Consider the following 17,475-nt stretch of genomic DNA (forward strand, 5'->3'; position numbering starts at 1 on the left):
AGGAAAGGAACCACAGCAATGGTCACCGTCGACGAGACCGCCCCCGTCATCGTCCGCCTGAGCACCGTGATCCACGCCCCGCTCGCGACGGTGTGGGAGTTGCACACCGACATCGCGGCCTGGCCCACCTGGAACGCGGACGTCGAGCGGGCCGAGCGCAACGGCCCGCTGACGCCCGGCAACTCCTTCAGCTGGCGCACCCACGGCCTGGACATCACCTCCACCGTGCGCGAACTGGTCCCCGGCGAGCGCATCGTGTGGGGCGGCCCCGCCAGCGGCATCACCGGCATTCACGTCTGGACGTTCGAGCAGAAGGGCGACGACGTCATCGTCCGCACCGAGGAGTCCTGGAGCGGCGCCCCGGTCGACGCCGCGGCCGACGACCGCGGCAAGGCCCTCCACGCCTCCCTCGACAACTGGCTCCGCCACCTCAAGTCCCGTGCCGAACAGTCCGTCTGACCGCGCGCATCACATCCGGCCCACCGATCGCATCCACTGAAAGAAGGTTCCCGCCATGACCGCTGAGAAGCCCTACCTGATCGGCCACTACGCCCCGGTCGCGGACGAGATCACGGCCACTGAGCTCACCGTGGAAGGCACCCTGCCGTCCGAGCTGACCGGTCGTCTGCTCCGTAACGGCCACAACCCGAAGCCCGGCGTGACTCCGACGCACTGGTTCAAGGGCAGCGGGATGGTGCACGGTATCCGGCTGCGTGAGGGCCGCGCGGAGTGGTACCGCAACCGCTGGGTGAAGACCCCCGCCCTGGACGGCGCCCCCTATATGACCGAGAAGGGCCCGGACCTGACCGCCAGCACGGCCGGAACCCACATCATCGAGCACGCCGGCCGGCTGCTCGCCCTGTGCGAGGCGAACTTCCCCTTCGAGCTCACACCCGAGCTGGAGACGGTCGGCGCCTACGACTTCGACGGCAAGCTGCGCACCGCGATGACCGCGCACCCCAAGGAGGACCCGGTGACGGGCGAGCTGCACTTCTTCGCATCCTCGCCGTTCCCGGCGTACCTGATGTACTACGTCTGCGACGCCAAGGGCTCCATCGTCCACAGCGCCGAGATCCCGTGCGCGAGCGCCTCGCTCAAGCACGACTTCGCCATCACCCGCCACCACGTGGTCTTCATCGAGGGCAACGTCACCTTCGATCCCGCCGAGCACTCCGGCATTCCTTACGGCTGGAGCGACCAGCAGCCCGCCCGCATCGGTGTCATGCCGCGCGGCGCGGACGGCACCCGGAACATCCGCTGGTTCTCCATCGAACCGGGCAACATGCTGCACGTCTCCAACGCCTACGAGGACGGCCAGGGCCGCATCGTCCTGGAAGGCCCCACCGTGGACCGCGAGGGCTTCCACCTCTCCTGGAACTGGTGGGTCGGCGCCCCCGGACGCGGCGCCGAGCCCAACGCCCGCTCCTACACCCGCCGCTGGGTCATCGACATGGCTGCCGGTACCGTCGACGAGCAGATCATCGACGACCTCGCGGTGGAGTTCCCGACCCTCAACGAGGAGTACCTGGGCGCCGAGAACCGCTACCAGTACGCCATCTCCTTCCCCGACGAGCAGGGCTTCGGCGGCTACGGCATCGTCAAGTACGACCGCACCACCGGCGCCCGCCGCATCCACCAGGCCGGCGACGCCCGGCTGCCCAGCGAAGCCGTGTTCGTCCCCGCCGCCGGTGCCACCCGCGAGGACGACGGCTACCTGCTCACCGTCGTCTCCGACCTCAAGCAGGACGCCTCGCAGCTACTGGTTCTCGACGCGTCCGGCCTCGACCGGGTCGCCACCGTCCACCTGCCCCGACGGGTGACCGCCGGAATCCACGGCTCCTGGATCCCCGACACCGCCCTGGACGACATCAAGGGCTGACCCGGACACCCCCGGCCGAACAGCCGTACCGCAAGCCGGCGTCCGGCCCGCGAGACGCTCGCGGGCCGGCCGCCCGCAGCACACCCCGGACAACGCCTGGGATCCGCTCAGGCCGGGGCACACGAGAACCAAGGAAAGCCGACATGAGAAGAAGCCAGAACCGGAAGCGCGCAGGACCGATTTCGCCCAGCCGTGCGGCTGAGCACCGCCGACTCGACGCGCATCGCAAAGGTGCGCCCGTCGGCAATTCGCACGACACACAGCCCGGCCTCGAGCGCGGACCGAAGCCGTGGGCGAGCTATCGAACGTTTTGGGGTTGCGGTGCTAGGGGACCGTGATGCTGCTGAACGCATCCAGCAGGCGGACGTCGACGCCGTCCGCTTTGGCGCGGGCGAGCACGGTGTCGAACGCGGCGGGTGTGTTGTCGATCAGTTTGCGTTGCAGCGGAAGGCCCTCGTGTGCCGGGCAGAAGAAGTCGTTCCAGTGGGTGGGGACGACAAGGGCGGGTTGAACGGCACCGATGGTTGCGTCGAGGAAGCCCTCGCTGAAGCGTTGTCCGGCGCGTCCGAGACCGCCGATGCCGAGGAACAGTGCGTCGGCGTGAACTCCGGTGAGCGCGCCTGGGATCCAGTTCGCCGAACCTTTGAACAGGATGCTCGTCTCCGGAGCCGCCACAAGGAAGTCGTAGGTGCCGCCCTCCTTGTATGCGCTGATGCGCGCGGGCTGCGGGAGAGGCCTGTCGATGGTCGCGCCCTCACCGCCCATCGGGTTGGGGGAGTGTTTGGAGACGATGGTTCGTACCGTGAAGTTGCCCACCTCGACCGGATTCTCCGGGTCCAGCAGTGCCAATCTTTCCTCGGGGACGTTCCCGCCCCTGGCGATGTTCAACGTGGACGGTGAGCCGTGGACGGTGGCTCCCGTGCGGGCTGCGATGTAGGCGACGTCCAGCGCGTGGTCATGGTGGGAGTGGGAGATGAAGATGGCGCGCACGCGATCCGCCCCCACCCTGTCGAGTGCGGCGTCCACTGCGCTGCGGTCGGTGGAGACCGGCCGGCCGAGCGCGGCGTCGAGAAGTGCGGCCGGGGTGATGAAAGCGTCGATGAGAATCTGGGTGGTTCCGTCATCGACGAGCATCATGGTGGTGCCGAGCGAGGTCACCTTGACCGTGGCTCTGTCTGGTGCGCCGGCATCGTCCACGAGAAGGTCGCGGTAGTCGTCGAGGTCTCCAGAGTGGCGGATCTTGGTGTGCCACACAACGCCCAGGGCCACGGCGGTCGTCAGCTGCAGTGCGAGGGCGATCGAGAGGACGGGGTGTTGCCGCACGGCTCCCGCCAACCGTGCTCGCAGAACCGGTGCGAACCCGCTGTTGTCTGGCATGACGTCTCCTTGCTCATCCTCGCAGCGCCGCTGAGACGGGTGCCGCCATGATGCCTGCGCCACCGAACGCAGCCTGTGCCGGGGCTTGCACGGTGGATGTCACTGGCGTGGGCTTGACTGACCGCCATGGGAATCAGTGTGCGGCCTGGTGTCCTCCCCGCACGGGGCCTGTGCGGTCGCCGTGATCGCCCACCGCGAGGACCCGGCGTTCGCAAGCTTCCCGGAGAGGGCGTCCTGGGCCGAGAAGCTGCGCATCGTCCCAGGCTGGGAACCGATACCCGGGCCCCGCGTCGACTGGCCCACCATCGAAGCCGATCTAGGCACCCGACTGCCCAGCGACTACAAGGAGATCGTCGATCTGTTCGGCGCGGGCAGCTTTGACGAGTACTTCGGGCTTGCCGTGCCCCGTGATCCCCGCGCCGGCCGTAACCCGTGGAAGAGTCCCGGTTTCGACCTGGCACCCGGCGGACTCCTGCCTCGGGGCTGGTCGGAAGACGAAACTGCCATGCTCGTTCCGGCTCAAGCAACCTTCGCGAGCGTCGAGAGGTCTTGCCGGATGCAGAGGTCGGGCAGTGCCCTTGACGACGCGCCGGCGTAGGGGCACGGCTTGCCGAGTGCCTGAGTGAGGATGGCGATGACGCATCTGAACAGCGTGGTGACGTGGGTTGACGCACGCGAGAGGCTGCCTCGCAGCGGTACACCGGTGGCAGCAGCGATCACGGGCCGGTATCCGGCTGACAGCGCCGCTGAGTCCGATACGGCATTGGGTGAGGAGTTTTGGCTGGTGAGGCCGATGTACTTCACGACTCTGCACTGGAGTGAGGACGGGGCGGAGCACAGAGACTGCTTCGTCGACTCCGACGGGGTTGTCCGTTTGCCCTACGGCCTCAGTAGTGCCGAGACCGTGACTCATTGGGCTGAGCTACCCACCTTGCCGGGCGGGACGACGCACGTCGTTCTTGGGAAAGACGTGGAGTCAGCTCTCCAGAACGCGTGGGGCGCGCGTCCCTTCTCCTGACCCACGGCCTGCTCGGACGCCGGCGTGCAGGGTTCTGGTCTGCGACCACGCCGATAGTGCTGGCCGCGCGGTGTCTGCCGGCGGCGTCGGTCCACGGCGGACCGACGCCGCTGGACCGAGGCGCCGTTGTGCTCTGTGCGTGTCAGGGCACCCCCGTGGCCCTGGCACGCTATCCGGGCACGTGGGCCTGTTGAGCGACCGGGATCAATGATGTGCGAGTGCGTCGAGGGTTGTCGTTCGCACAGCGTCCACGGCCGTGTGCACAGCGTCCACGGCTATTCGCTTCAGCGCCTGGTCCCTCAGCTCACTGGGTGCCATGCCGTGCGCGGCGCGGAAGGCCCGGGTGAAGTCGCCGGGGCGGGAGTAGCCCCAGCGGGCGGCCACGGCATGGATGGGGAGCGTGCGCAGGCCGGGGTCGGTGAGGTCCCGGTGGGCGTTGGCCAGCCGCTGGTCGCGTATGTACGAGGCCACAGTCAGGCCTTCGTCCTGGAAGAGGCGGTAGAGGTAGCTGCGCGAGATGTGGTGGGCCGCGGCGATGTTCGCGGGGGTCAGCTCCGGATCACCCAGATTCCGCCGGATGAAGGACTTGATGCGCAGGGTCAGGGTGCGGGCGTGTGTTTCGGGCGGCAACTCCGCTTCCGCGTCGAGGGCGTGGGCGAAGACGGCGTTGACGAGATCGGTGACGACCATGCCCAGCCGCTGCGCGTCGGCTGCCCGGTAGGAGGAGGTGTCCGAGGTCAGTTGCACGAGCATCCCCGCGAGGAGCGCACCCATGCCCTCCCGGCCGGATATCCGGTGGCCCACCACCCGGTCCGCCCGGCCGGCCGGGAGATCCAAGGCGGCGCGCGGGATCTCCACCCCGACGATGGTGACCGGGTCCGGGCCGGTCGATATGTCGTAGCACCGGGACGAGTAGTTCACGTGGAAGTCGTCGATTCGGTACGCCACTTGTTGCTGGCCCCAGCTTGCCGCGCCGTCGCCGTGCCGCAGCAGGGACAGATGGAACACCTCGGGGTCGGACCGGCGCACGAGCCTGGGCGTCCGGCGGAAGACCAGATGGTCGAAGGTCGCAGGCCACACCGTCACGTCGCCCAGCCCGATTACCCGCTGGTGTCCCCGGTAGTCCGCGGTGCGCTCGCTGCTCAGCTGCATCGGCGCGTGGGTGCGCCCCAGTTGCTCCGTCCAAGCCTCGAAGCGGTCGCTCGCCGGCAGATCCTGGGTGGTGAAGACGATTTCGGGCAACACGGTGGTAGTCAATCACAAGGCTGATCACGACCCGCGAGCCGTGGAGGCATGGGCGTCTCGGGGCCGTGGAGCCTGGGAGCACGTCAGCACGCAAGCCGTCGACGTGACCCGTCCTCTACCTCCCCTGGCGCGCAGCCTGCGGGGGCGTCGTCGGCGGTGAGGCGCTCCAGGACATGGGCCAGTTCGCGACATGCCTGCTCCATCGAGGCCAAAGGGGGCGAGTCGATGCCGTCGCCCGCGACGCAGCCGAGAGCCGCGGCCCGGAAACGGAGCCGGTGCTTGCGTTCGGCGGTGTCCGGGAGCGGCCGGATCTGAGCTCGTTCATCGGTCACGATGTCCGGCCGTGGTGGTGGCGCGCGGTTGTGCCGTAACGGTGGCCAGGCGCGAGGGCACAAGAGTGACGTGTCTGATCAGTGGCAGTTCGGGTTCTGGGTCCTCGGCGGTCAGGTCTATCCGTTCGAGGATCTGCCGGATGATCACGCGCATTTCGAGAAGGGCGAGTTGGGCGCCCACGCAGTAGCGGCGGCCACCGCCGAAGGGCATCCATGACTTGTTGGCTGCGGCGGCGTCGTTGCCGAGAAATCGTTCGGGACGGAACTCGTCGGGTTCGGGGAAGGCGACGGGGTCGTGGTGGATGAGGGGGATGGCCGGGCCGACGGCCCAGCCGGCGGGGACCGTGTAGCCACCGAGTTCGAGTGGAGCATCCAGCAGACGGAGCGCCGAGTACACCACGGGACGGGTGCGCAGTCCTTCCTTCACGACCGCGTCCAGGTAGGTTTCCTGGCCGGTGTCGAGTTCGGCGCGGAGCTTGTCGAGCACGCGTGGGTTGCGCAGCAGGCGCTCGAACGTCCAGGCCAGGCCGGTCGCCGTGGTCTCATGCCCGGCTTCGAGCATGGTGATGAGCTCGTCGCGAAGCTCTTGGTCGGTCATCGGCCGACCGTTGTCGTCCCGGGCGGCCAGCAGCCGTGACAGCACGTCAGTGGCGTGCTGCTGGGGCTCGGCTCGGCGCCGAGCTATCTCGCCGTACAACAATTCATCCACCGCGTCGCGGGCTGCGAGGAAGCGGGTTGTGGGCAGAAAGGGAATCCGCCGGAGCAGGCGGGATCCGAGGGCGCGATCCCGGGCAGCCGTCGGCATCAGCATGAGCGTGTACGGGTTCCCCGGGTCGGCGAGCGTGGGAAGTAACGGCCGCAACCGGTCGAGCCGTTCGGTGTCGGAGATACCGAACACCAGCCGCATGATCACCTCCAGGGTGATTTCCTGCATGCGGTCCCGCAGGGCAAACGGTCGTCCCACCGGCCATCGGCTGATGTTCTGCGCCGCGATCCTGCCGATCTCGTCGCGGTAGCCGGCGATCGCCTTGGCACGCAGGGGCGGTGTGAGCAGTTTGCGGTGCCGCTGCCAGGGTTCGTGGTCCAGGCTCAGCAGGGAGTGCTCGCCGACCGCGGGTGCCATGAAGTCACGCCGAGTTTCACCGGCCCGGCCGCTACCGGCATCGGTGGCGTAGATGTCTGCGGCGAGTTCGGCGGTGGCGACGAACACTTCCTTGGGCCGGCTGAACCAGCCGATCCGGAAGACGGGGGCGCGGAACACCGGGCCGTAGCGGCGCCGACGGTCTTCGAAGAATCGCATCGGATCACGAACGAGCCGGAGGACCTGGAACGGGCTGGGCGTCCCTGAGCCGGGCGGCAGTTGGGGCATCACGACTCCGTATATGTACGTACGTCAATGACGGACGTACATCTGCCTATCATAGAATCAGTTCTATGCAACAGTCCTCTGAGAGTCCCCGCGAAAAGCTGCTTGCCGCAGCCGTCAGCTGTCTGCAGGACAAGGGCTACGCCCACACGACGGCCCGCGACCTGGCCACTGCCTCGGGAACGCACCTTGCATCGATCGGCTACCACTTCGGCAGCAAGGAAGCCCTGCTCAATGTCGCGCTGGCCGAGTGCTTCCGGACTTGGACCGCGCGGGTGGAACAGGCGGTCTCCGCGGCGCCGGCAGCCAGCCCACGAGACCGGCTCAAAGTGGCGCTCACCGCAATGATCGACGTCTTCGACGAGATGCGCCCCGCCATCGTCGGCTGCGTCGAAGCCTTCCCACCCGCCCTGCGCTCGACCGAACTTCGCACCCAGCTCGCCGCCCACCTGGCCGAGACCCGCAAGTCCGGCGCAGCGCTGATCACCTGGTCCTGTGCCGAAGCCGGCTTGGAGCTCCCGGTGCCCGCCGAGGTCATGGCATCGATCCTCATCGCGTTGAGCGAGGGCCTGATGCTCCAATGGCTGCTGGATCCCGCCGCTACACCTACCGCAGACCAGGTACTGCGGACTCTGGGGGCCCTTGCGCCGTTCCTCGCGTCCGACCAGCAATGAACCCCGGCTCAGCCGACCTCAAGTCGGCCCCGCCGTACTGCCGTCTCAGCGGCCGACGGCGACCGCCCCCGCGGTCGGGCTGACGGCAGCGGCTCGTGGGGAGCACGCGGTTCGGCGGAGCGTCCTCGAACGCCTCGTGGTCGGGGTGGACGCGCAAGCTCGGAGCGTATGTGGACGGGGCACGCGGGCACCCTGAGCGCCGCGATCGTCCTGGACATCCCGACCTTGGCCAAGCCAGTCACAGCACGATCCCGGGGGAGCAACCACAGGCTCCTAGCTGGTTCTACAAGGCCCTGACGCCGAGCGATGCCCAAACGGACGCAGCGCGATCCAGGCGGCCGTCGCCACAACCGCGGCGAAGGCCTCGCACAAGGCAGCGGCTCCAGGTCCTCGTCCGAGCATCGCGTCACAATCCCGGCGGCTGTGTTGTCTTACTGCTGAGACAACATCCAGCACAGAGCAGAGGAGAGACCGCATGCCGGCAGCCGGGCCGGCACGCAACACAGCGACGCTCAACCGTTTCCATTCCGCCGTGAACAGCGGCGACCCGGGAACAGTCTCGAAGGCCATCGACGAGTTCGTCGCGCCGGACGTGCTCTTCGACGCGCCGGTACCGATGGGCGCGACGGGAGCGGAGGCCCTGAAGCGGGTGTGGGAGGTGCTTCTGCGCGCGTTCCCAGACATCCATGTCGTCGTCGAGGAGACGATCACGGAGGGCGACAAGGTGATCTCCAGGAATACGGTGACCGGGACCCACCGGGGCGAGTACCGAGGCCTGCCGCCCACCGGAAAGACCGTCACCTACAGCGAGATCTTCATCTTCCGCTTCACCGACGGGCGGATCACCGAGGTCCGGGGCGTCGTCGACGTCCTCGCGCAGCTGCGCCAGCTCGGCGCCCTCCCCGCCTGACGAGGCCCACGGGCCGCCGACGCCGTCCGGCGGCTCCACCCGCGGCGCGTGTCGGCAGCCCAGCCGGAGTCGGGGACCGGTCATCCGACGGGCCGGAGACGTCCCTGTTCCGTAAGAGTTCAAATGTTCCGAAACGGCCTCGTGGCGAGTGGGATGGAAGGCATGAAACTGCGTGTCTCTCCGCCGGTGTTCAAGGGCCGACTGCACGATGCCCGCACCGCAACCTCGATCGGTCGGTGGCTGGGTGCGGCGTTCGTCGTCTGCTTCGTCACCGGTTTGATCAGCCACTTCATGCAACATCCGCCGGGCTGGCTGGCGAACGACATCCCGAGCCGTCCGGCATGGGGCTATCGGGTCACCCAGGGCCTGCATGTCGCCTCCGGTATCGCGGCGATTCCGCTGCTGCTGGCCAAGCTCTGGACCGTGTATCCGCGCTTGTTCGAGTGGCCGCCTCTGCGGTCGGTCCGGCACGCGCTCGAGCGGCTGTCGGTCGCGGTGCTGGTCGCCGGGGCCGTCTTCGAGCTGGCGACGGGGCTGCTGAACACAGCCCAGTGGTACCCGTGGCCGTTCTCGTTCGTGCCGGTGCACTACGCGGTGGCGTGGCTGGTGGTCGGGGCGCTGATCCTGCACGTCGCGGTCAAGGCGCCCGAGATCCGGGCGCACTGGAGCCGACGGTCGCCCGGGACCGTCGCCTTGCCCGCGCAGGACGGTCCTGACCGGCGGTCGCTGCTGGCCGCGTTGGGCGCGGCCGTCGGGGCCGTCACGCTGACCACGGTGGGTCAGTCCTTCACTCCTCTGAAGGACTTCATCCTGTTCGCGCCCCGCCATCCGGACCACGGCCCGCAAGCCCTGCCCGTCAACCGGACCGCGGCAGCTGCCGGGGTCGGCCGGATCGCGGACGAGGAGTACCGACTGGTGGTGGCCGGGCCGCGGCCGTACACCCTGGAGCTGGACGAGCTGCGCGCATTGCCCCAGCACGAGGTGGAGCTCCCCATCGCCTGTGTGGAGGGCTGGAGCAAGTCGGCGCACTGGACGGGCGTGCGCATCGTGGACCTGTTGGAGCGGGCGGGCGCACCGCCGCATGCGCGGGTGAGGGTGGTGTCGTTGCAACTGCGCGGCGGCTACCGGGTGTCGGAGATGGGTCACGAGCACGCCCGCGACCCCCTGAGCCTGCTCGCTCTGCGCCTGAACGGAGAGGAACTCGATCCCGACCACGGCTACCCGGCGCGGCTCATCGCCCCCAACCGTCCGGGCGTGCTGCAGACCAAGTGGGTGGGCCGGCTGGAGGTGCTGGCATGAAGGCGACGCGTTTCCTTGCGGGTGCGCTCGGCGTGGCGCTCATGGGCGTCGGTGCGTCCCTGCTGCTCGACGTCCGTGACTTGACGGACGTGCTGGTCTGGCTGGGCGGGGCAATCGTCCTGCACGACGCGTTGATCGCGCCGTTCGTGCTGCTGGTCGGGCTGGTGCTGGTTCGCGGTGGTGCGCGCGGGCCGGTGCGCGGGGCACTGTTGGCCGCGGGAGCGCTGACGGTGGTGGCGCTGCCGGTTCTGCTGCGTCCTGGGCCGCGGGCCAACGCCTCGGTGCTCCCGCTGGATTATCCGCGCAACCTGGTGATCGCGCTGGTGGTTGTGGCCACGGTGACGGCGTTCTTGGTTGCCGTGCGGGGGTTCGCCCGCAGCCGGCGGCCGCCGTCGTGAGGGCCGCCGCATCCCGACCGTGCCGTCTTACGGGTGTCTTACGCTGTCCGGCAGGAGAGCTGCGGCGCCGGTGGGGGCTCCTACGGTGACCGGATGCGAAACCTCGGTGTACTTCGTACGACCGCACTGGTGACAGCCGCTCCACTGGTGCTGGCGGCCGTCGGCCTGGCGCATCCTCGGCATCTGACGGCGGCGACCGCGGGCCATTGGGCCGTACTCCACATCGCCCTGCTGCCCGCCTTTCCCTTCCTGACGCTCGGCCTGGTGGTCCCGCTGTGGGGAAGGCCGCGCCGTGATGCCGAGGGGGCCTTGACGGTGCTCGCCTGGGCCGGGTGCCTCGGTTACGCCGCGTACTACGCCGGGCTCGACGCCGTGGCCGGGATCTCCGCCGGGGTGGTGGTGGATCACGGCGTCCACGGTGCGGCGGGACGGCTGTTCGCAACCGGCGACGAGCTGGGCCGGGCCGGGGTGTACGGGCTGGCCGTGGCCTGTCTTGCCACGTGCGCGGTGCTCTGGCGGAGGCACGGGGCACGGGTGCTGCCGGGCGCGCTCGTGCTGCTCTGTGCCTGTTGGTCGTTCGTCGACAGTCACATCTTCTGGCCCCGAGGGGTGTTCACCATGCTCGGCTTCGCCTTGGCCTTCGGCCTGCTGACGGTGGCGACGCCCCGGACGGGACAGGACACGGCACAGACCGGAAGGCCTACGAACCCCTGACGTCCCCGCGACGAAGGCTTGCGGCCTCGTGCAAGGCGAGGGGCGTCACGAGTACTCCCCGCACGGTCTTGTGCAGCCGGAGCCGCGCAGGGTGGCGGGACCTGCCAAGCGGGTGTTTCGAACCGCCCGGCATGCCGCGCGACACCCCGCACGCGGGCGTTGCGTCCCTGTTCCGGTCAGCGCTCGCGCGCGGTGAGGCCCCGCGGGTGTTCGAGGACGGCGGACAACGGCGGGACTTCGTGCACGTTTGGGACGTGGCAGGAGTCAACCTCGCCGCTCTGGACTGCGTGGACGGCCTTGGGGCGGGCAGCCTGCGGGCATCAACGTCGTCAGCGGCGAGCCGCACAGCTCGGGGGAGACGGCTGCCGCGCCGGCGGCCCTGCTTCACCCGCCGGGCCGGTCCTCGTCTTGCATGGGCCTCGATTCGCCCCGCTGCCGCCCTCAGACCGCAGCAGGCAGGTGGACCTCGAATCGGCAGCCGCCCGGGACGTTGCACACGGCCGCGCGGCCCTGGTGGGCCTCCACGATGCCGCGCACGATGGCCAGACCAAGCCCGGCCCCGGCGGGCGGGGTACGCGCGTCGGTGCCGCGCCAGCCGGTGTCGAAGACCCGGGGCAGGTCCTCCGGGGGGATGCCGCCGCAGCCGTCGGTCACCGAAAGTACGACGCGGTCGGCCTCACGGCGGGCGGCCACGGCGACGGTGCCGTCCGCCGGAGTGCGGCGGATGGCGTTGACGAGGAGGTTGGCCAGGACGCGGGACATCTCGCGGCCGTCGACCTCGACCGGCACCGGCTCCACCCCGTCGCCCACGAGCCGCACCCCGCGTTCCTTGGCCAGGGCGTCGGCGCCCGCGATGGCGTCGCCGACCAGATCGTAGACCGACATACGGGTCGGGGTCAGGGCGAGGACGCCGGCCTGGATGCGGGAGAGTTCGAACAGGTCGCTGACCATGGCGCTCATGCGCTCGACCTCGGCACGTATGCGGCTGTGGTAGACGTGGGGGTCGTCGACCACGCCGTCCTCGAGCGCTTCCGTCATCGCCTGGAGGCCGGCCAGCGGGGTGCGCAGATCGTGAGAGATCCAGGCCACCAGCTCGCGGCGGGAGGCTTCCAGAGCCCTCTCCCGTTCACGGGACGCGGCGAGTTTGGCGCTGGTGGCGGCCAACTGGCTGCTCAATTCGGCGAGTTCGGCGGTGGGTGCGGTGGCGGGTGGGGTGAAGCTGCCGTCGTCGCCGAGCGCGCGGGTGGCCTCGGCCAGGGCTCGGCTGCCCTTGACGACGCTGCGGCCCAGCAGGAGGGCGACGGCGAGGGAGACGACCGCGGCCATTGCGCACACCATCGTCACGACCCACAGGTCGTGGTCGGACAGGAGCATCGCCCAGGACACCAGCAGCGTTCCGGCGAGCATCGCGGCGACCGTGACGGCCGCGACGACGGCCAGGGAGAGCGCGACCGACCGGTTGCGCAGCAGTCGCAGGGCGACGGTGCCGAGAAGTCCGGCAGCGGCTGCGCCGATGGCCGCGTACAGGGCGATGAGCAGGGTGTCACCGACCATCGTCGGCTCCGTTCTGGTCGGTTGCCGCCGGCCGGGGAGGGTCGAAGCGGTATCCGACGCCCCATACGGTGCTGATCAGGCGGGGTCGGGCCGGGTCGTCCTCGATCTTCTCGCGCAGCCGCCGTACATGGACGGTGACGGTCGAGAGATCGCCAAATTGCCAGCCCCACACCTGGTGCATGAGCTCCTCCCGGGTCGTGGCCCGGCCGGAGTGGCGCAGGAAGAATGCCAGCAGGTCGAACTCGCGGACGGTGAGGGCGAGTTCGGTGCCGTCTCGGGTGGCGCGCCGGGCGGTGGGGTCCAGGGCGAGGGGCCCGCTGCGCAGCCGGGGCTCCGCGGGCGCGGTCCCGGTGGTGGCCGGCGTCCCGGCGCGACGCAGCACGGACTCCACCCGCAGTACCAACTCCCGCGGGCTGAAGGGCTTGGTGACGTAGTCGTCCGCGCCGACCTCCAGGCCGAGGATGCGGTCCTCTTCGTCGCCGCGCGCGGTCAGCATGATCACGGGTAGCGGCCCGTCCTCACGGATGAGGCGGCACACCTCCAGCCCGTCCATGCCGGGCAGCATCAGGTCCAGCACCACGAGGTCGGGCGGCCGAGTGGCGGCCCGGGCCACGGCGGTGGGGCCGTCGGCAGCCACGTCGACGGCGAAGCCCGCCCGGCCCAGGTACCCGGCGACTACCTCGGAGACGGTGGGGTCGTCGTCCACGACAAGTATGCGTTTCACCCTCGGGAGTCTCGCACTGGAAGGGGTCGGCGGCGGACGGGGTGGTCGTCGTGACGGCCGCCGTCATCGTTCCGTAAGGAACGGCGACGTCAGCGATCCGTAAGAACACCAAACCCCTTATGTCCGCTTTGCGTTCGTAGGGTGAGTGGGGTGATCGAGACTTCCCCCTTCCCTGTGGACGTCGTGCTGCCCTGCCTCGACGAGGCCGAGGCGCTGCCCTGGGTGCTGGACCGGATCCCGGAGGGCTGGCGCGCGATCGTCGTCGACAACGGGTCCACCGACGGCTCCCCGGACATCGCCCGTTCCCTCGGGGCGTATGTGGTCCACGAGCCGCGCCGCGGCTTCGGCGCCGCCTGCCATGCGGGTCTGTCCGCCGCCACCGCCGACGTCGTCTGCTTCTGCGACTGCGACGCCTCCCTCGACCCGGGGCTGTTGCCCCAGGTCGCCGGGCCCGTCCTCGATGGCTCCGCCGACCTGGTCCTGGGCCGCCGCCGGCCCACAGCTCGCGGTGCCTGGCCGACGCACGCCCGGCTGGCCAACCTGGAACTGGCCCGGCTGATCCGCCGCCGCACCGGCCTGCGCCTGCGCGACCTCGGCCCCATGCGCGCGGCTCGCCGCGAGGCGCTGCTGGCCCTGGACCTGACCGACCGGCGCTCCGGCTATCCGCTGCAGATGGTGGTCCGCGCGGCCGACGCCGGCTGGCGCGTGCACGAGACGGATGTGCCGTACGGCGCGCGTACGGGCCGGTCGAAGGTCACCGGCACCTGGCGGGGCACCTGGCAGGCGGTACGGGACATGCGTGCCGTCCTTGCCGAGCAGCCTGCCCCCAACTGGGCTGCGGCGGTTCCGGGCGGTGCGCGATGACCGCCGCCACGGGGCCGGCCACGCTGCTGGTCATCGCCAAGGAACCGGTGCCCGGGCGGGTCAAGACGCGGCTCACCCCGCCGTACGCGCCGCACGAGGCCGCCGCCCTGGCCGAGGCAGCCCTCACCGACACCCTCCACACGGTGCTCCGGACTCCCGCCCGGCGCCGCGTCCTCGTCCTCGACGGAGCCCCCGGTCCGTGGCTGCCGCCCGGCTTCGAGGTGGTACCGCAGGTGTCCGGAGGGCTGGACGAGCGGATCGCGGGAGCCTTCGAGCTCTGCGACGACGGCCCGGCACTGCTGGTCGGCATGGACACCCCGCAGTTGACCGAGGATCTGCTGTCCGGTGTCGGCCACGACGGCCCTGACGCCTGGTTCGGTCCGGCCGCCGACGGCGGCTTCTGGGCCTTGGGCCTCGCCGACCCCGCCCGCGCCGGATCCCTCGTCCGAGGCGTACCGATGTCCACCGACCGCACGGGCGCCATCCAGCGGCTCAGGCTTGCCGATGCGGGACTGACGGTCTGTCACCTGCCGCTGCTGCGGGACGTCGACACCGCGGCCGACGCCGCCTCGGTGGCCGTCCTCTGCCCGCCCGGCTCACGCTTCGCCGCGGCCCTGGGCTCGCTCGCGCAGGCCGTCCGGTGAGCGGCATGGCCACAGGCATGGAATCCCCCGTCGCCGAGCGGGTCGAGCCGGGCGCGACGGGACGGCATCCGCAGACCGTTGTTCCACTGCCCGCCCACCTCGTTGCGCCGGCACAGCCCGTCGAGCGGCTCGCGCCCGTGGAGCCCGGCGAGCCCTGGACGGACGACCCCTACGCCCGTGCCCTGCGCACCGGTCACGGTCCGCTGTATCTGCGCCGCATGACGCCACGCACGACCGGGGCGGCGGAACTGCTCCCGCTGGACGTGGAGCGGTGGTGCGCCGCTCCCGACGCCGCCGACACCGGCGTGCTGCGCCGCTGCGCCGGCCCCGTCCTGGACGTCGGCTGCGGGCCGGGACGCCTGGTGGCCGCCCTGGCCGCACGCGGCGTACCGGTGCTGGGCGTGGACATCAGCCCGGCCGCCATCGCCAGGACCCGGCGCCAGGGCGGAGCCGCCCTGCGGCGCTCCGCCTTCGACCGCCTGCCGAGAGAGGGCCGTTGGGGCACCGTCCTGCTGATGGACGGCAACGTGGGAATCGGCGGCGACCCGGTCGCCCTGCTCGTCCGTATGCGGGGTCTGGTCCGCCCCGGCGGCCGTCTGCTGGTCGAGGCGGCCGGCGACGACGTCGACGAGCGCCTCACCGTGCGCGTCGAGGACGCTCACGGGCGCCACGGGCGGCCGTTCGCCTGGGCCCGCGTCGGCACGAGCGCCCTGCTGGATGCCGCCAATGCCTCCGGCTGGACGCTCACCGGCCGGTGGACGGCCGGCGGCCGCCCCTTCGTGGAACTCCACCGCCCGAACCCTGGGCCCGACAAGCTCGCCACGGTTCACGAAGCACTCCCCACGGTTCACGAAGCACTCCCCACGGCCCACGACGACCACCTGACGGCCCATGCTGACCACCCCACGGCCCATGGAGGGCCCACACGGCCATGACCGACACCGTCACCACTCACCGACAAGGCTCCGGGCCCTCCGCGACGCGGCCGCCTCGCGAACGCGCCACGCCCGCACGCCGGAGGGACCGGGTCGCGATCACCGCGACCGCGGTCCTCCTCGCCGCGCTCACCGCCGTCGTCGTGGACACCCTCCACGCGGGAGACAACCTGAGCGACCCCGGCCGCCTGCTGGCCGGATACGCCGTCGCCTGGGCGTTGTTCGCCGCCGCGGTGTGGACCGTGCGCAGGGTTCCGGCCCGCGCCGCGACCGTCCTGGTCCTGCTGGGCGCGGCCGCCGTCGCGCTGGCCGGGCTCGCCGCTCCGCCCCGCACCAGCAACGACATGTACCGCTACGCCTGGGACGGCCGCGTCCAGGCCGCCGGAATCTCCCCGTACGCCTACCCGCCCGCCGCCCCCGAACTGGCCCACCTGCGCGACGACTGGCTCTTTCCCGCGTCCGCGTCCTGCAACGGCTGGGGACTGACCCACACCGACAGCGGCCTGTGCGTCCGCATCAACAGGCCCACCGTCCCCACCATCTACCCGCCCGTCGCACAGGGCTGGTACCTGGCCGTCCACGCGGTCTCCCCACCCGGCAGCCGCCACAAGCCGCTCCAAGTCGGCGGCGCGGTCCTGGCGTTCGCCACCACCGTGGCCCTGTTGGTCGTCCTGCGTCGCCGCCGCGACCCACGGCGGGCTCCGGCCCGGGCCGCCCTCTGGGCCTGGTGCCCGGCGGTGGCCTTCGAAGCGGTCAACAACGCCCACATCGACACGCTGGGCGTCCTGCTCGCCGTGCTCGCCCTCGGCACCGCGACCGCCGGAACCCGCCGCGGAGCGCTACTCGGCGCCGCCATCGCCGTCAAACTCCTGCCCGTTCTCACCTTTCCCGGTGCCCTGTCCGGGCAGCGCGGTCCGGCGCGCACCCTGCGCGTCGTCGGGTCCGCCCTCGCGGCTGTCGCGCTCGCCTATCTGCCCCACGTCCTCGCCTCCGGTGCGGGCGTCCTGGGCTACCTGCCCGGCTACCTCCACGAGGAGGGCTACGAACCGGGCCACGTACGCCGCTTCGCCCTGCTACGCCTCCTGCTGCCGGACTCCGCCGCCGGCGCGACCGCGGCCGTACTGCTCACCCTGACCGCCCTGTACGTGTGGTGGCGCGGCGACCCCACCCGCCCCTGGCGCGGCGCCCTGCTGCTGACCGGCACCACGCTGCTCCTCTTCTCGCCCAGCTACCCCTGGTACTCCCTCCTCACCATCGCGCTCGTTGCCCTGGACGGCCGCTGGGAGTGGCTCACCGTCACGCTCGCCGGCACCGTCCTCTACCTCGCCGGCCGGCTCCTGCCGGGCTTCCCCCTCCAGGCGTGGGCGTACGGCTCTGCAGCCGTGTTCATCGTGGCAGGGACCTGCCTGCGCTCCGGCCCGGTGGGGCGTCTGATGAGCCGTCCTGCCGTCACACAGGCTTCGTGAGTGCCAGGAGCGGATCTGACGGTTCGATGAGGTCAGGAGGCTGCTCAATCAACCCCGTGACTGCAGTCTGTACGAC

General features: G+C 70.7%; 19 protein-coding genes and 1 pseudogene. 14 read left to right on the top strand and 6 right to left on the bottom strand.

The window, feature by feature from the left end; translation table 11 throughout:
• Positions 1–18: 18 nt before the first annotated feature.
• Together Q8A52_RS28525 and Q8A52_RS28530 are read left to right on the top strand one after the other, a co-directional pair.
• Positions 19–459, top strand: a complete 441-nt coding sequence (locus Q8A52_RS28525) for an SRPBCC family protein (protein WP_316756579.1) — start codon at positions 19–21, stop codon at positions 457–459.
• Positions 460–514: 55 nt separating this feature from the next.
• Positions 515–1,879 carry a carotenoid oxygenase family protein gene (locus Q8A52_RS28530; RefSeq protein ID WP_316756580.1) on the top strand — a complete coding sequence of 455 codons (1,365 nt, stop codon included), beginning with the start codon at positions 515–517 and terminating at the stop codon, positions 1,877–1,879.
• A gap of 324 nt (positions 1,880–2,203) precedes the next feature.
• Here Q8A52_RS28530 and Q8A52_RS28535 read toward each other — a convergent pair whose 3' ends face one another.
• A complete protein-coding gene (locus Q8A52_RS28535; RefSeq protein ID WP_316756582.1) occupies positions 2,204–3,319 on the bottom strand; it encodes an MBL fold metallo-hydrolase in 1,116 nt (371 codons plus the stop codon).
• Between the two features lie 118 nt (positions 3,320–3,437).
• Here Q8A52_RS28535 and Q8A52_RS28540 point away from each other — a divergent pair, with 118 nt between their 5' ends.
• Positions 3,438–3,854 carry a hypothetical protein gene (locus tag Q8A52_RS28540; RefSeq protein WP_316756584.1) on the top strand — a complete coding sequence of 139 codons (417 nt, stop codon included), beginning with the start codon at positions 3,438–3,440 and terminating at the stop codon, positions 3,852–3,854.
• A 36-nt stretch (positions 3,855–3,890) separates the two neighbouring features.
• Positions 3,891–4,274 carry an AQJ64_40280 family protein gene (locus Q8A52_RS28545; protein WP_316756586.1) on the top strand — a complete coding sequence of 128 codons (384 nt, stop codon included), beginning with the start codon at positions 3,891–3,893 and terminating at the stop codon, positions 4,272–4,274.
• 204 nt (positions 4,275–4,478) lie between these two features.
• Here Q8A52_RS28545 and Q8A52_RS28550 read toward each other — a convergent pair whose 3' ends face one another.
• The 3 genes from Q8A52_RS28550 to Q8A52_RS28560 form a co-directional block, all read right to left on the bottom strand.
• On the bottom strand, positions 4,479–5,519 hold the full coding sequence (locus Q8A52_RS28550; RefSeq protein WP_316756588.1) for a helix-turn-helix domain-containing protein: 1,041 nt from the start codon (positions 5,517–5,519) through the stop codon (positions 4,479–4,481).
• Positions 5,520–5,602: 83 nt separating this feature from the next.
• Complete coding sequence (locus Q8A52_RS28555; RefSeq protein ID WP_316756589.1) at positions 5,603–5,851, bottom strand: hypothetical protein; 249 nt, start codon at positions 5,849–5,851, stop codon at positions 5,603–5,605.
• Positions 5,841–7,151: a cytochrome P450 gene (locus tag Q8A52_RS28560; protein WP_316756590.1), complete on the bottom strand. Its 1,311-nt coding sequence runs from the start codon at positions 7,149–7,151 to the stop codon at positions 5,841–5,843. Before Q8A52_RS28560 ends, Q8A52_RS28555 begins: the two co-directional genes overlap by 11 nt.
• A 134-nt stretch (positions 7,152–7,285) precedes the next feature.
• Between Q8A52_RS28560 and Q8A52_RS28565 the strand changes: the two genes are divergently transcribed.
• The 6 genes and pseudogenes from Q8A52_RS28565 to Q8A52_RS28590 form a co-directional block, all read left to right on the top strand.
• Positions 7,286–7,891 carry a TetR/AcrR family transcriptional regulator gene (locus tag Q8A52_RS28565; RefSeq protein WP_316756591.1) on the top strand — a complete coding sequence of 202 codons (606 nt, stop codon included), beginning with the start codon at positions 7,286–7,288 and terminating at the stop codon, positions 7,889–7,891.
• Positions 7,892–8,366: 475 nt separating this feature from the next.
• Entirely contained in the window at positions 8,367–8,801 is a 435-nt protein-coding gene (locus Q8A52_RS28570; protein ID WP_316756593.1) for an ester cyclase, read from the top strand.
• 153 nt (positions 8,802–8,954) lie between these two features.
• Positions 8,955–10,100 carry a molybdopterin-dependent oxidoreductase gene (locus Q8A52_RS28575; RefSeq protein WP_316756594.1) on the top strand — a complete coding sequence of 382 codons (1,146 nt, stop codon included), beginning with the start codon at positions 8,955–8,957 and terminating at the stop codon, positions 10,098–10,100.
• The gene (locus Q8A52_RS28580; RefSeq protein WP_316756595.1) at positions 10,097–10,498 is read left to right on the top strand and encodes a hypothetical protein; all 402 of its coding nucleotides are present in this window, start codon (positions 10,097–10,099) and stop codon (positions 10,496–10,498) included. The genes Q8A52_RS28575 and Q8A52_RS28580 overlap by 4 nt, the downstream gene beginning before the upstream one ends.
• Positions 10,499–10,591: 93 nt before the next feature.
• Positions 10,592–11,212 (top strand): hypothetical protein, encoded by a 621-nt coding sequence (locus Q8A52_RS28585; protein ID WP_316756596.1) that lies wholly within the window; start codon positions 10,592–10,594, stop codon positions 11,210–11,212.
• A gap of 125 nt (positions 11,213–11,337) precedes the next feature.
• Positions 11,338–11,591 (top strand): annotated as a pseudogene (locus tag Q8A52_RS28590) (NAD-dependent epimerase/dehydratase family protein); the annotation flags it as partial.
• Between the two features lie 62 nt (positions 11,592–11,653).
• On the opposite strand, the gene Q8A52_RS28595 reads toward Q8A52_RS28590, so the two are convergent.
• On the bottom strand, positions 11,654–12,766 hold the full coding sequence (locus Q8A52_RS28595) for a sensor histidine kinase (protein ID WP_316756597.1): 1,113 nt from the start codon (positions 12,764–12,766) through the stop codon (positions 11,654–11,656).
• Positions 12,756–13,490, bottom strand: a complete 735-nt coding sequence (locus Q8A52_RS28600; RefSeq protein ID WP_316756599.1) for a response regulator transcription factor — start codon at positions 13,488–13,490, stop codon at positions 12,756–12,758. The genes Q8A52_RS28595 and Q8A52_RS28600 overlap by 11 nt, the downstream gene beginning before the upstream one ends.
• Before the next feature lie 150 nt (positions 13,491–13,640).
• Between Q8A52_RS28600 and Q8A52_RS28605 the strand changes: the two genes are divergently transcribed.
• From Q8A52_RS28605 to Q8A52_RS28620, 4 genes are read left to right on the top strand one after another with little or no spacing between them, the layout of a single operon-like run.
• Positions 13,641–14,354, top strand: a complete 714-nt coding sequence (locus Q8A52_RS28605) for a glycosyltransferase family 2 protein (protein ID WP_316756601.1) — start codon at positions 13,641–13,643, stop codon at positions 14,352–14,354.
• Positions 14,351–14,998: a TIGR04282 family arsenosugar biosynthesis glycosyltransferase gene (locus Q8A52_RS28610; protein ID WP_316756602.1), complete on the top strand. Its 648-nt coding sequence runs from the start codon at positions 14,351–14,353 to the stop codon at positions 14,996–14,998. The genes Q8A52_RS28605 and Q8A52_RS28610 overlap by 4 nt, the downstream gene beginning before the upstream one ends.
• A 5-nt stretch (positions 14,999–15,003) precedes the next feature.
• Positions 15,004–15,933 (top strand): class I SAM-dependent DNA methyltransferase, encoded by a 930-nt coding sequence (locus Q8A52_RS28615; protein WP_316756604.1) that lies wholly within the window; start codon positions 15,004–15,006, stop codon positions 15,931–15,933.
• On the top strand, positions 15,930–17,399 hold the full coding sequence (locus Q8A52_RS28620; protein WP_316756606.1) for a glycosyltransferase 87 family protein: 1,470 nt from the start codon (positions 15,930–15,932) through the stop codon (positions 17,397–17,399). Before Q8A52_RS28615 ends, Q8A52_RS28620 begins: the two co-directional genes overlap by 4 nt.
• Positions 17,400–17,475: the final 76 nt, after the last annotated feature.

Source organism: Streptomyces herbicida, from assembly GCF_032656585.1.
Classification (GTDB): Bacteria; Actinomycetota; Actinomycetes; order Streptomycetales; family Streptomycetaceae; genus Streptomyces; species Streptomyces herbicida.

What these genes read in the sequence shown, in the direction of transcription:
- Q8A52_RS28560 (WP_316756590.1), bottom strand. Translation starts at nt 7,151, where the DNA reads ATGCGATTCTTCGAAGACCGTCGGCGCCGCTACGGCCCGGTGTTCCGC.
- Q8A52_RS28585 (WP_316756596.1), top strand. Translation starts at nt 10,592, where the DNA reads ATGCGAAACCTCGGTGTACTTCGTACGACCGCACTGGTGACAGCCGCT.
- Q8A52_RS28570 (WP_316756593.1), top strand. Translation starts at nt 8,367, where the DNA reads ATGCCGGCAGCCGGGCCGGCACGCAACACAGCGACGCTCAACCGTTTC.
- Q8A52_RS28545 (WP_316756586.1), top strand. Translation starts at nt 3,891, where the DNA reads ATGACGCATCTGAACAGCGTGGTGACGTGGGTTGACGCACGCGAGAGG.
- Q8A52_RS28595 (WP_316756597.1), bottom strand. Translation starts at nt 12,766, where the DNA reads ATGGTCGGTGACACCCTGCTCATCGCCCTGTACGCGGCCATCGGCGCA.
- Q8A52_RS28565 (WP_316756591.1), top strand. Translation starts at nt 7,286, where the DNA reads ATGCAACAGTCCTCTGAGAGTCCCCGCGAAAAGCTGCTTGCCGCAGCC.
- Q8A52_RS28615 (WP_316756604.1), top strand. Translation starts at nt 15,004, where the DNA reads ATGGCCACAGGCATGGAATCCCCCGTCGCCGAGCGGGTCGAGCCGGGC.
- Q8A52_RS28620 (WP_316756606.1), top strand. Translation starts at nt 15,930, where the DNA reads ATGACCGACACCGTCACCACTCACCGACAAGGCTCCGGGCCCTCCGCG.
- Q8A52_RS28580 (WP_316756595.1), top strand. Translation starts at nt 10,097, where the DNA reads ATGAAGGCGACGCGTTTCCTTGCGGGTGCGCTCGGCGTGGCGCTCATG.
- Q8A52_RS28610 (WP_316756602.1), top strand. Translation starts at nt 14,351, where the DNA reads ATGACCGCCGCCACGGGGCCGGCCACGCTGCTGGTCATCGCCAAGGAA.
- Q8A52_RS28530 (WP_316756580.1), top strand. Translation starts at nt 515, where the DNA reads ATGACCGCTGAGAAGCCCTACCTGATCGGCCACTACGCCCCGGTCGCG.
- Q8A52_RS28575 (WP_316756594.1), top strand. Translation starts at nt 8,955, where the DNA reads ATGGAAGGCATGAAACTGCGTGTCTCTCCGCCGGTGTTCAAGGGCCGA.
- Q8A52_RS28525 (WP_316756579.1), top strand. Translation starts at nt 19, where the DNA reads ATGGTCACCGTCGACGAGACCGCCCCCGTCATCGTCCGCCTGAGCACC.